Here is an 11,792-nt window from a genome sequence, read left to right as displayed (position 1 = left end):
TGAATGACTATCATTTTGAGATTTTAAGTTGATAAGCAATCCACAACCCACTGATGCTATATAGACGATTTGGACGCACAGAATTACAGATGCCAGTGTTTTCCTGCGGTGGCATGAGATATCAGTTCAAATGGGAGGATGTTCCCAATAATCAAATTCCTGCTGAGAACCAGACGAATCTGGAAGCAACTATTACAAGGGCAGTCGAGGTTGGGATTAATCATATTGAAACTGCCCGTGGTTATGGCACTTCCGAAATACAATTGGGGAGAATATTGCCCAAGTTTCCCCGCGAAAAGTTGATTGTTCAGACCAAAGTAAACCCAGAGGCAGATGCGAAAGAATTCCGTGATAAATTTGAACAATCATTGAAAAATCTCCAACTAGATTATGTTGATCTTTTAGGGTTGCACGGCATCAATCATACTGAGTCATTCGACTATAGCATCCGTCCTGGTGGCTGTTTGGAAGTAGCGCAGCAGTTGCAAGCTGAGGGAAAAGTCAGATTTATTGGCTTTTCCACACATGGATCAACAGATATGATTGTGCAGACAATTAATACTAACCAATTTGATTATGTGAACCTGCACTGGTATTACATTAATCAATGGAATTGGGCGGCAATTGAAGCAGCTAAACACCACGATATGGGAGTGTTTATCATTAGCCCATCTGATAAAGGAGGTTTGTTATATAAAGCACCGCAAAAGTTAGTAAATCTTTGCGCCCCTTTGAGTCCAATGGTGTTTAATGATTTGTTTTGTTTGAGTCATCAAGAAGTGCATACCCTGAGCTTGGGAGCAGCAAAACCACAAGATTTTGATGAACACCTGAAGACTTTAGAATTAGTAGATCGGGCATGGTCAATTTTGCCACCAATTTTAGCAAGGTTGGAGTCAGAAGCGATCGCTACTTTGGGAGAAGATTGGGTAAAATCTTGGCAGACCAATCTCCCAACCCTTGAGGAAACCCCTGGTGAGGTAAATATTCGGGTGATTTTATGGCTGTGGAATCTGGCGATCGCCTACGATTTGGTAGACTACGCTAAAATGCGCTACAATCTGCTTGGCAATGCCAGCCACTGGTTCCCTGGTAACAAAGCTGATCAGCTAGATAAATTAAACTTGCGGCAATGTCTCGCCCGCAATCCCCACGCCGATAAAATCCCCCAAGTTTTGGAACAAGCCCATCAGTTGTTGGCGGGTGAAGCGGTTAAACGTCTATCTCGAACTTGACAAATTGCATAAATAGGGCATTGGGCATGGGCAAAAATAACTCCTAACTCCCCAATGCCCAACACTAATCAGATTTTGTTGTATCCGGTGATTTATTTCCTTTAGGTACGACTAGCACCTTATCAACGCGGTTACCATCCATATCCATCACTTCAATTCGCATACTTTGCCATTCAAAATAATCTGCTGCGGCAGGAATACGACCTAAATTGGTGATCACAAAACCGCCTAAAGTTTGATAACTGCCGCGTTCCTCGGATTCCCACTGTTCCATACCAAAAAGTTCTAAAAACTCCTCTACAGGCAACATCCCATCCAAAAGCCAGGAACCATCTTCGCGTTGCACAGCTTGTGGTTGATCCTGCCCATCTGTTGAAGGAACATCACCTACGATTTCGCTCATGATGTCGTTGAGAGTGACTAATCCTTGAATCACGCCATATTCATCGACTACTAGCGCCATATGAGTGATAGTTTGCTTGAACAATTCCAAAACTTTCAAACCACGGGTGCTTTCTGGCACGAATACTGGCTGTCGCAATCCCATTGTCAAGTCTAGCGGTTCTCCTCGGAAACTCCTGGCTAATAAGTCGGTAACTGGGATAACACCCAGCACATTGTCAAGTCCCCCCTGACAAACTGGATACCGAGAATAGGCACTATCAACCATTTTTTGGCGATTTTCGTCGGCAGAGTCCTCTAAGTCCAGCCAGACAATATCCGGACGGGGTGTCATCAAGTAGCTGACAGGGCGATCGCCTAAACGAAAGACTCGCTCCACCATATCTTGTTCGGCTTCCTCAAAGGTTCCCGCCTCAGTGCCTTGTTCAATTAAAATTTTAATTTCTTCTTCGGTAACTTGCGGCTCGGTAGAAGCTGTAATTCCCAACACTCGCAGGATCAAATCTGTAGAAGCACTTAAAAGATAGACTATTGGAGAAGCGATCGCCGCCAAGGCTTGCATTGGAATAGCTACAATCGATGCAATCCTTTCTGGGTTGTTTAATGCCAGACGCTTCGGTACCAATTCGCCAATAATTAGTGAGAAAAAGGTAATGAGCAAAACCACTATTCCGAAGGAGAGCGGGTCACTATAAGGTGCTAACAAGGGGACACGTTTTACATAGATTGCCAACCGACTGGCAATTGTTGCTCCTCCAAAAGCACCAGTCAGGATACCGATCAGGGAAATACCTACTTGAACGGTTGACAGGAAATGATTTGGAGACTCAGCTAGTTTCAGTGCTACCTTTGCCTTGGCATCTCCTTGATTGGCAAGCTGCTGTAGCCTAACTTTGCGCGCTGAGACAATCGCCATCTCAGACATAGAAAACACACCGTTGGCAATAATTAGCACCAAAATTATTAAAATTTCAAAAGTCATGGAGGACATGTTTCAAATTGCGGCTTATCAGAGCGAACGTAGCTCAATCCCTAGTATCTAGTATTAAACGATGCTTCTATAAATGCTTTGACTGTACACAAAGTAATACTTATAGTTCTTAAGTTTATTAGTCGCTGTGCATTATTCTTCCACCAAAGGAATAAGAAAGCTGTTAACACTTTTAAAATGGTTGACATAAACTGCCTCAAGATTTTCTCACCTACAAAGACTCCCACAGCTAGTAGTACTTATGTCATTTTCTTCTATTGTGCGTGCCTTAGGCCGATCGCCGCTCACCACTGAATTTATTTCTAAGCTAAATCGACAACAAGAATTGCGGTTAAATGGCATTCCCCGGCTGCCCAAGGCTCTAGTGGCTTCGGCATTAGCACGGGCTATGGGCAAGGATTTATTTGTAGTTTGCGCCACTCTGGAGGAAGCTGGACGCGTTTACGCACAACTGGAGGCAATGGGATGGCAAACAGTACATTTTTACCCCACCTCCGAGGCTTCTCCCTACGAACCTTTTGACCCGGAAACTGAAATGAGTTGGGGGCAAATGCAGGTACTGGCAGATTTGAGTATGGGGCATGGGGAAGAAAACCAGATCCCCAATCCCTCACAATTACCCAAGATGGCGATTGTGGCTACCCAAGGGGCGCTACAACCCCACTTACCGCCACCAGAAGCTTTTCAACAATTCTGTCTTACGCTGAAGCGGGGAATGGAATTAGACTTGAATGCCTTTAGTGAAAAAATAACTATTCTGGGGTACGAACGAGTACCTTTGGTGGAAACGGAAGGACAGTGGAGTCGGCGGGGCGATATTGTTGATGTGTTCCCAGTTTCATCTGAGTTTCCAGTCCGCCTGGAATGGTTTGGTGATGAAATCGAGCAAATGCGGGAATTTGACCCTGCAACTCAACGTTCAGCCCTGGACAAAGTTGCTCGGTTAATTCTTACCCCTACTAACTTTGCTCCTATTGTGATGGCGGCACTCAAAAATAGCTCTGAGTTAGGAGTTATGAGTTATAAGTTAAATTCTGACTCAGAACTGATCACTGATAATTCATCACTCTTGGAAGGTAGTCGTCGCTTTTTGGGGTTGGCTTTCGAGCAACCAGCATCTTTGCTAAACTACTTAGCAGAAAATGCCCTGATTGCCATTGATGAGCCAGAACAGTGTCATGCTCATAGCGATCGCTGGGTGGAAAATGCTGAAGAACAATGGATAATGGCGCATAGGGAAGAATCTACTTCCCTAACATTGCCGAAAATTCATCGGTCTTTTGATCAGTGTCTGGCTGATGTTGCCAAATTTAAAACATTATATTTATCGGAACTGTCAGAGGAAAATAGTGGAATTAATCTTGCCAGTCGCTCTATTCCAGTTACGCCGCACCAGTTTGCTAAACTAGCTGAAACCATCCGTCAAGAACGTGATCGCAATTTCTCTATCTGGCTGATTTCTGCTCAACCTTCGCGTTCTGTTTCGCTACTACAAGAACATGACTGTCCGGCTCAGTTTATCCCGAATCCTCGCGACTACCAAGCGATAGATAAGCTCCAAATTAACCATACTCCCATAGCTCTAAAATATTCTGGTCTTGCCGAACTAGAAGGTTTTATCCTGCCTACATACCGATTAGTAATCGTTACAGATCGGGAATTTTTTGGACAGCATTCCTTAGCGACTCCCGGCTATATCCGCAAGCGCCACAAAGCTACTTCTAAGCAAGTTGATCCCAATAAGCTACGTCCAGGCGATTATGTGGTTCACAGGAATCATGGTGTTGGCAAATTTGTCAAGCTGGAAAGTTTGACGATTAATAACGAAACCCGTGATTATTTAGTAGTGCAGTATGCTGACGGGTTACTCAGAGTCGCAGCCGATCAAGTAGGGGCCTTATCGCGGTTCCGCGCCGCAGGTGATAAAGCACCAGAACTCAACCGGATGACCGGTAAAGCTTGGGAAAATACCAAGAATAAAGTCCGCAAAGCGATCAAAAAATTGGCGGTGGACTTGTTGAAACTGTATGCAGCGCGATCGCAACAACAAGGTTTTAGCTTTCCAAATGATATGCCTTGGCAGGAGGAATTAGAAGACTCTTTTCCTTATCAAGCCACAACGGATCAGCTCAAAGCTGTACAAGATGTGAAACGAGATATGGAAAGCGATCGCCCAATGGATCGCTTAGTTTGTGGCGATGTCGGTTTCGGAAAAACGGAAGTGGCGATTCGTGCTATTTTCAAAGCAGTCATCGCCGGTAAACAAGTGGCACTCCTTGCGCCAACGACTATTTTAACACAGCAGCACTACCATACACTCAAAGAACGTTTTGCACCCTACCCAGTGAATGTCGGCTTACTTAACCGCTTTCGTTCCACCGAAGAACGCCGCGATATTCAAAAGCGATTGGCAACGGGTGAATTAGATGTAGTAATTGGTACGCACCAACTTTTAGGTAAAGGCGTGACATTCCGGGATTTAGGACTGTTGGTAGTGGATGAAGAACAGCGGTTTGGGGTGAACCAGAAAGAGAAAATTAAAAGCCTGAAAACTCAGGTGGACGTGCTTACCCTCTCCGCCACTCCCATTCCCCGTACTTTGTATATGTCCTTGTCGGGAATTCGAGAAATGAGTTTGATTACCACGCCACCCCCAACCAGACGCCCGATCAAAACCCATCTTTCACCGATTAATTCCGAAAGTATCCGCACTGCAATTCGTCAAGAATTAGACAGAGGCGGACAGGTATTTTATGTAGTTCCACGAGTGGACGGAATTGAAGAGACAACAGCGAATTTACGAGAAGTGATACCGGGAGCTAGGTTTGCGATCGCTCACGGTCAAATGGATGAAAGCGAGTTAGAATCAACCATGCTCACTTTCAATAATGGCGATGCAGACATTCTCGTTTGTACGACAATTATTGAATCTGGCTTAGATATTCCGCGAGTAAATACCATTTTGATTGAAGATGCTCATCGCTTTGGTTTAGCACAGCTGTATCAATTACGCGGTCGTGTGGGACGTGCAGGTATACAAGCTCATGCTTGGTTATTTTATCCGAAGCAACGAGCATTATCTGATGCGGCACGGCAACGTTTACGAGCAATTCAAGAATTTACTCAGTTAGGTTCTGGATATCAGCTAGCAATGCGCGACATGGAAATCAGAGGCGTGGGTAACTTACTAGGTGCAGAACAATCTGGTCAAATGGATGCCATCGGTTTTGATTTATATATGGAAATGCTGGAAGAAGCAATTCGGGAAATCCGAGGACAAGAAATTCCGAAAGTGGAGGATACCCAGATTGACCTTAACCTCACAGCATTTATCCCAGCAGATTATATTACCGATTTGGATCAAAAGATGAGTGCATACCGAGCGGTGGCCACAGCGAAATCTAAATCAGAATTAAAGCAGATTGCATCCGAGTGGAGCGATCGCTATGGTAATTTACCAGTGCCTGCAAATCAACTTTTGCGAGTCATGGAACTCAAACAGCTAGCGAAAAAACTTGGATTTAGCCGGATTAAACCAGAAAACAAGCAGCACGTCGTTTTAGAAACGCCGATGGAAGAACCAGCTTGGAATTTGTTGGCGGCGAATTTACCAGAAAATCTCAAGACACGCTTTGTGTATTCTCCAGGTAAAGTTACGGTGCGCGGATTAGGAGTTTTTAAAGCAGATCAACAATTGCAGAATTTGATTGATGCTTTCGGGAGAATGCAGGGTGCGATTCCAGAGGCGGCTGTTGTTTGATCGGTAGAAAAAGATTAGTCATCAAGTGAAAACCTATGTCATTTTCAGCAGGTGGGAATTCCAAACCCAGCCCTTTGAAACTTGTTAGTAGAATTAAAGGAAATACCAACCCAACTTCAACTTATGATCAAAACTATCGAAGGCATTTATCAGGATGGGGAAATTCACTTCACCGAGCAACCGCAAGATGTTGGCGATCGCTCTCAAGTCCTTGTCACCTTTCTAGATCCTGGCAAAATCGACCCCACCAAATTACGCAAACTGATTGATCAGTTGGAGACAATTGCAGGTATTGGACAAGGTTTCGAGGAACTCAACGCTGGTAAAACTCGCCCAATTGAGGATTTCGCCCTAGAAATGCAGCAAAAGTATGGCATTTCAGGTTGAGATTACCCCAATTGCGGAAGCTCAGATTGAGCAAGCTTATCGCTGGTATCGAGAGGGGAATCCTGAATTTGCTGATCGTTGGTTTCGAGGATTGATGAATGCTATTGCTACCCTACAAGAGAAGCCCCAACGTTGTGCCTTAGCAGTGGAACATGAAATTTTTCCAGAAGAAGTACGCCAACTTCTTTATGGGAAAGCTAAAAACGTATATCGAGTACTTTTTACGATTCGAGGTACTACAGTTGATGTGTTGTATGCGCTACAGTGGTCAAGCACCACTGACAGTAGATGACCTAGAAGAGTTAGAAGGTGGAGTTTAGGATTTTAAGGCGATCGCTATGGTAATTTACCAGTGCCTGCAAATCAACTTTTGCGAGTCATGGAACTCAAACAGCTAGCGAAAAAACTTGGATTTAGCCGGATTAAACCAGAAAATAAGCAGCACGTCGTTTTAGAAACGCCGATGGAGGAACCTGCTTGGAATTTGTTGGCGGCGAATTTACCAGAAAATCTCAAGACACGCTTTGTCTATTCTCCAGGTAAAGTGACGGTGCGCGGGTTAGGAGTTTTTAAAGCAGATCAACAATTGCAGAATTTGATTGATGCTTTCGGGAAAATGCAGGGTGCAATTCCAGAGGCGGCTGTTGTTTGATAAGTTTTGCTTAAATTTCTATCAATCAAGAACCAAACCTACAGCGTATAAGCAGAGTGAGTATTAATCTTAATTTGCCGCCAAAGCTAGAAAATGAGCTTTTTATTGAAGCTTCTCGGCTAAACCTTTCTCTTTCTGAATACATTCTTCGGATTCTTTCTGTGAGGTAGAGTTTCAGCAAATCCTCCCAATACAGGAGCCGAACTTGTTGCTTATTGGCAGAGCCAAGGCGTAATCAACTCACGGACTGTTATTACAGATAGTGAAGCATACGCTCGCAATGTTATGCCATGAAGCCCAAACCCGTGAGCGAGAATAAGTAAAGCTGATGTATTTATAGAGACAATTAATAAATTTATACTTATAATCGGGATGAGATTCATTAAAAAACAATGTACTTAAAAAAACTATGGTATCCTTCCACTGTCTTCGGGATGATAAATGTGAATGGAGAAAAGGCTTAAAAGATTTTGCAATTCAGTTTAATGAAGCTTTTGGCAAAGACTACAGTCTTTCCAAGTTTCTCGATATTTCTGAGAAAGGCAGCAAACAGCAAACTAAACAGCCAGAGGTACTATTAGAGGCTCCGGGTGATAAACCTATGGTTATTGAATGTAAAAAGATAGTTTATCCCCACGATTATTATGGGAAGCATCGGCATTTCCACGACTTTTATGAGTATTTCAAAGATTCTTATGTACGCGATTTAAAACCTGTTTTATCTCAAGATATGTATGAGATTGTCATCAACGAAAATGCCTTATATCAAAATAAGAAGCAAAAATTTACTTTAATATCCAATCAAATAGTAGCTCATGTATTGCAGCATATTGATGAGTTTCATATCTCTAATCAAATCTCTTCATTAGAGCCTATTCCTTGGTGCTTTCGCCGGGTTCCAGAAAATGAACGTGATGATGAATCTTACAAATCAGGACTAAGGTTATCTGGTTCAGCAAAATCCTTGTCGTATCAATTTGAAACATTAGCGGAAGCCGAAGAGGAGATAGCCAAGGAATTAGCTAAACATTTATCTAATACAGATATTAAATTTAAGGATTATGCCAACTGTTTAAAAATTTTAGTTATAGAAATATGTGGTGATATTTTGTCCATCCCTGCGCCAGAAGTAATTGTGGAAATAATCGAAAATGCAACTATTCCATCTAGCGTAGATCAAATCTGGCTTGCAGACCCACAAAATGAGGTAGAAAGTATAATTACTTATCATCAAATTGTGTAGGAATGGTTTATAGGACTTACGCAAAAATCGCCAAAAAGCTTGATTTATCTAACCGCCAAGATGCCAAGAGCGCCAAGACTCATAGAGGGTGCGTAAGTCTTAGTTTAGATTGACACCAGCAAACCTAACACTTGCTCATATTCAAATTTTACTTCTTCTGCTATTGAGAGCGATCGCGCTTTGTTTGCTCCTACCCCAAGCGATCACTTTTTTATATCTCAAAAAAATGATACTATATATAGTATCATTTTTCAATGAGCAAACTAAGAAAATTAGTAGATCAGTTCCGAAAGCGACCTCCAGAAGTTCAGTTTCAGGAAGTTTACTATCTATTAGAAGCTTTTGGTTTTGAAGAAAAAAGGTCTAAGGGTAGCCATCATAGCTTCCGAGACTCCCAAGGTAAAACTATCACTGTACCCAAAACAGGAGGACAAAAAGTTAAAGGAATCTATGTACAGTAAATAGTTGAACTATTAAATTTAGAAGAGTGGATTGATGAAGGCACTGAACCAAAAGAACCAGCAGATTGAGAAGCCGTCCTTAGAATATTATTTAAATCTTCAGTACTCTTTAACACTTTATCCCGACCCAGAGGGGGGATATGTAGCTCAAATTAAAGATTTACCTGGATGTATTACCCAAGGCGAAACCCTTGAAGAGACAGTGGCAAATCTCAATGAGGCGCGGGAATTGTGGATTGAGACAGCTTATGAAGCTGGCGATGATATTCCCTTACCGAGTAGTAATGATAGCTATAGCGGTAAACTACTACTACGGATGCCTAAATCTTTACATCGACGTTTAGCTGAGAATTCTGAAGGGGAAGGCGTTAGTCTTAACCAATATATTGTGTCATTGCTGAGTACAATTACATAATTAACAGCAAAGCAATCTTAGTAAATTTCCAAATGATTTATAAATATTCAAAAAATACTTCAGGTACTAATTTTAATTCTCCAGATTTAAAGCGAGAGATATCTATCCATAACGCTCTATGTTTATGATTTGGTGATTCTGAAAAAACTAAACTTTCCAGTTGATAAAATTTTGAATCAGCAAAGTCACATTGATAAAGCTGAATAATTTCATGACCTTGCCTACCATTAAATGTAAATAGGTTCTCTATACAACCTAGATATTTAATATTTGTTAATTCTGCCTGAATTTCCTCTTGAAACTCCCGTTGTAGGGCGTCGTGGCTGGTTTCGCCAAATTCAACACCACCGCCCAAAGCCCGATAAAATCTTTCTTGCTTTACGGGATCGTAGCCTTCAGAAAGAAATATGTGATCGCCATCCCGAATTAGCCCCAAGGCTATTACCCGAATTTCTCCTGCTTTATTCATTTTTGTAACTAATTATCGTAAATAGAGTAAGGAAGATTTTCGCTATCCTCAACAGGCCAATCTGGATTTTCGCCACCAATGTACAATTCTTCAATGGTGACATATTCCTGACTTAGCTGTGTAAGGGCGTTGATTAAAATATCCAGGGCGATCGCATCACTAGTTCCTAAGTCAAACCAACAACGTCCCCACTGACCCTGATATTCAAACTCACCGATGTTGTGCATCAGTGCTAACAGGCTTTTGTCATACCCTTGTGCATCATAATTCATGTAGCTGATATCGAGTCCAGTATCCTGCACCTGGAGATTCTCTGCATTAAATGCACCCAATTTACCTAGATAAAACCAGGAATTGAAAACTTCTTCTACAAACTGCTTTTCACGCCCAGAAGGATTTGTGCTGAATTTCAGCCAAATCCACATATCAAAAGGATTAATTTCGCGGAACTGAATCTTCATTTTGGTCTAATATCTCAATTACTCTTCTGAAAATAAGCATATCAAAGTAGGGAATAGGGAATGGGGCATAGGGAATAAAGAAAAAACTTAATCACCAATGCCCAATGCCCAATGCCCAATTACACAGTATCCTTCAGGCTAACAGCACTGTTGCGTTCACGCTCAATTTGTTTGACTAAATCGCCTGGAAGTTGGGATTTTTTAGTCAATGCTTTGTCAAAATTAGCGATCGCTTCCTGAATCATCTGCTGGCTTTTTTCGTTTTGCCCTAGTCTTTTAAGGATTTGGGCTTTGAGATAATAAATTTCTGGATTATCAGATGTGGTTTTGATCGCCCGGTTGACATACTCTAGTGCCTGTGGATACCGTTTTAAATCCCGGTAAGCAAGGGCAATACCCCGATCCACTAAATACCGAGGAGCAGCATTTTGTTCTAAGCGTCCAATTGCCTGATCTGGGCTAGCAAAAGGCAAATTAACCGCCAACAGTAAATCCATATAACCCTTGATTAAATTCAGTTCTGGATCGTTTGCAGAAATTGCTTCGGCTTTGTCTAAATATTCATAAACTTGCCGCAGCCGACTAAAAGCTTGCGGCACACCTTTGACTGTTCCCTCACGGGTGATAACTACTGCTCCCTCTAAAAAATGACCAACAGCAGTGTATAAATTACCACGCAATGGATCACTAGAAATTAGTTTTTGTCCGGTTTCTAGAGTTTTTTGACTGTAGGTGTCTAATTTAGCCCAATCTTTATTTCCATATGCTAAAGATGCCTTCATAGCATAAGCTAGAGGTTCATTTGGCTCTTTGGATAGTGCTTGTTCGAGATAACGCTCTGCCGCTGGATAGTTGCCCTGTTGGAAAATCGCTTTAAATGCTGCTTCTGTTTGGTCGCCAATTTGATGAGGTTCGCTATTGCGAAACGGATCGCCAGCCAGTGAGGGATTTACCCACAGATTAAGTGCGATTGCCCAAGGGGCAACGCCAAAGGCGATCGCAGTGGCAAAAGCAGTCTGAACAAGATTAGTTAGTCTAGCAGACACTACTAATCGAGGCGAAGAAAACCTTTTAGTCATTTTAACCCTCAGAATAATTGCGGTTGAAATAGTTGTATGTGTTACCTAGAATGCAAAAAATGGTTAATTTTAACTTGCCTCTGCTTCAACCAAAATTTTTTTGTATAAAGGTTGACTTTGCTAGTTTTTTCATGTTCCCAGGCTGGTTATAGCCATTGTTTAAGGGTGAGTCTGCCACAATGGAGAAAAAGTGAATGATTGTTGCTGCTAGATTAAGGTGTTAATCCAGGTAATGCG

The 11,792-nt window shown here is 42.2% G+C and carries 11 protein-coding genes and 1 pseudogene; 8 read left to right on the top strand and 4 right to left on the bottom strand.

The genetic code is table 11. From position 1 onward, the window contains the following. Positions 1 to 53: 53 nt before the first annotated feature. Positions 54 to 1,235, top strand: coding sequence for an aldo/keto reductase (locus V7L29_RS34930; protein ID WP_334689915.1), 1,182 nt, complete (start codon positions 54 to 56; stop codon positions 1,233 to 1,235). A 64-nt stretch (positions 1,236 to 1,299) separates the two neighbouring features. Here the strand turns inward: V7L29_RS34930 and V7L29_RS34925 are convergent, their stop codons facing one another. Then, positions 1,300 to 2,628 (bottom strand): hemolysin family protein, encoded by a 1,329-nt coding sequence (locus V7L29_RS34925; protein WP_334689914.1) that lies wholly within the window; start codon positions 2,626 to 2,628, stop codon positions 1,300 to 1,302. 241 nt (positions 2,629 to 2,869) lie between these two features. On the opposite strand from V7L29_RS34925, the gene mfd reads away from it, so the two are divergent. The 7 genes and pseudogenes from mfd (at position 2,870) to V7L29_RS34890 (ending at position 9,546) form a co-directional block, all read left to right on the top strand. After that, positions 2,870 to 6,388 carry a transcription-repair coupling factor gene (gene mfd / locus V7L29_RS34920; protein WP_334738365.1) on the top strand — a complete coding sequence of 1,173 codons (3,519 nt, stop codon included), beginning with the start codon at positions 2,870 to 2,872 and terminating at the stop codon, positions 6,386 to 6,388. A 123-nt stretch (positions 6,389 to 6,511) separates the two neighbouring features. Beyond that, entirely contained in the window at positions 6,512 to 6,775 is a 264-nt protein-coding gene (locus tag V7L29_RS34915) for a hypothetical protein (RefSeq protein ID WP_334738364.1), read from the top strand. Then, the gene (locus V7L29_RS34910; protein WP_334738363.1) at positions 6,759 to 7,067 is read left to right on the top strand and encodes a type II toxin-antitoxin system RelE/ParE family toxin; all 309 of its coding nucleotides are present in this window, start codon (positions 6,759 to 6,761) and stop codon (positions 7,065 to 7,067) included. Before V7L29_RS34915 ends, V7L29_RS34910 begins: the two co-directional genes overlap by 17 nt. Before the next feature lie 39 nt (positions 7,068 to 7,106). Further along, positions 7,107 to 7,427 (top strand): annotated as a pseudogene (locus tag V7L29_RS34905) (TRCF domain-containing protein); the annotation flags it as partial. Positions 7,428 to 7,836: 409 nt separating this feature from the next. After that, positions 7,837 to 8,670: a hypothetical protein gene (locus V7L29_RS34900; RefSeq protein ID WP_334738362.1), complete on the top strand. Its 834-nt coding sequence runs from the start codon at positions 7,837 to 7,839 to the stop codon at positions 8,668 to 8,670. A 254-nt stretch (positions 8,671 to 8,924) separates the two neighbouring features. Then, positions 8,925 to 9,131, top strand: a complete 207-nt coding sequence (locus V7L29_RS34895) for a type II toxin-antitoxin system HicA family toxin (protein ID WP_334738361.1) — start codon at positions 8,925 to 8,927, stop codon at positions 9,129 to 9,131. A 34-nt stretch (positions 9,132 to 9,165) separates the two neighbouring features. Beyond that, positions 9,166 to 9,546, top strand: a complete 381-nt coding sequence (locus tag V7L29_RS34890; RefSeq protein ID WP_334738360.1) for a type II toxin-antitoxin system HicB family antitoxin — start codon at positions 9,166 to 9,168, stop codon at positions 9,544 to 9,546. 37 nt (positions 9,547 to 9,583) lie between these two features. Here the strand turns inward: V7L29_RS34890 and V7L29_RS34885 are convergent, their stop codons facing one another. From V7L29_RS34885 to V7L29_RS34875, 3 genes are all read right to left on the bottom strand, one after another. Then, the gene (locus V7L29_RS34885; protein ID WP_334738359.1) at positions 9,584 to 10,015 is read right to left on the bottom strand and encodes an NUDIX hydrolase; all 432 of its coding nucleotides are present in this window, start codon (positions 10,013 to 10,015) and stop codon (positions 9,584 to 9,586) included. Between the two features lie 8 nt (positions 10,016 to 10,023). Beyond that, positions 10,024 to 10,476 carry a DUF3531 family protein gene (locus V7L29_RS34880; protein ID WP_334738358.1) on the bottom strand — a complete coding sequence of 151 codons (453 nt, stop codon included), beginning with the start codon at positions 10,474 to 10,476 and terminating at the stop codon, positions 10,024 to 10,026. A 119-nt stretch (positions 10,477 to 10,595) separates the two neighbouring features. After that, positions 10,596 to 11,555, bottom strand: a complete 960-nt coding sequence (locus V7L29_RS34875) for a Sll0314/Alr1548 family TPR repeat-containing protein (RefSeq protein WP_334738357.1) — start codon at positions 11,553 to 11,555, stop codon at positions 10,596 to 10,598. Positions 11,556 to 11,792 lie beyond the last annotated feature (237 nt).

Source organism: Nostoc sp., assembly GCF_036916575.1.
In the GTDB taxonomy this organism is placed as follows: Bacteria; Cyanobacteriota; Cyanobacteriia; order Cyanobacteriales; family Nostocaceae; genus Nostoc.
The sequence above is the reverse complement of the archived record's forward strand: the minus strand, read 5'-3'. Positions and strand labels throughout refer to the sequence as shown.

Excerpts from the sequence above, each read along its gene's own strand:
- V7L29_RS34895 (WP_334738361.1), top strand. The coding sequence starts at position 8,925 with ATGAGCAAACTAAGAAAATTAGTAGATCAGTTCCGAAAGCGACCTCCA.
- V7L29_RS34925 (WP_334689914.1), bottom strand. The coding sequence starts at position 2,628 with ATGTCCTCCATGACTTTTGAAATTTTAATAATTTTGGTGCTAATTATT.
- V7L29_RS34890 (WP_334738360.1), top strand. The coding sequence starts at position 9,166 with ATGAAGGCACTGAACCAAAAGAACCAGCAGATTGAGAAGCCGTCCTTA.
- V7L29_RS34875 (WP_334738357.1), bottom strand. The coding sequence starts at position 11,555 with ATGACTAAAAGGTTTTCTTCGCCTCGATTAGTAGTGTCTGCTAGACTA.
- V7L29_RS34915 (WP_334738364.1), top strand. The coding sequence starts at position 6,512 with ATGATCAAAACTATCGAAGGCATTTATCAGGATGGGGAAATTCACTTC.
- V7L29_RS34900 (WP_334738362.1), top strand. The coding sequence starts at position 7,837 with ATGGTATCCTTCCACTGTCTTCGGGATGATAAATGTGAATGGAGAAAA.
- V7L29_RS34880 (WP_334738358.1), bottom strand. The coding sequence starts at position 10,476 with ATGAAGATTCAGTTCCGCGAAATTAATCCTTTTGATATGTGGATTTGG.
- V7L29_RS34885 (WP_334738359.1), bottom strand. The coding sequence starts at position 10,015 with ATGAATAAAGCAGGAGAAATTCGGGTAATAGCCTTGGGGCTAATTCGG.
- mfd (WP_334738365.1), top strand. The coding sequence starts at position 2,870 with ATGTCATTTTCTTCTATTGTGCGTGCCTTAGGCCGATCGCCGCTCACC.
- V7L29_RS34930 (WP_334689915.1), top strand. The coding sequence starts at position 54 with ATGCTATATAGACGATTTGGACGCACAGAATTACAGATGCCAGTGTTT.
- V7L29_RS34910 (WP_334738363.1), top strand. The coding sequence starts at position 6,759 with ATGGCATTTCAGGTTGAGATTACCCCAATTGCGGAAGCTCAGATTGAG.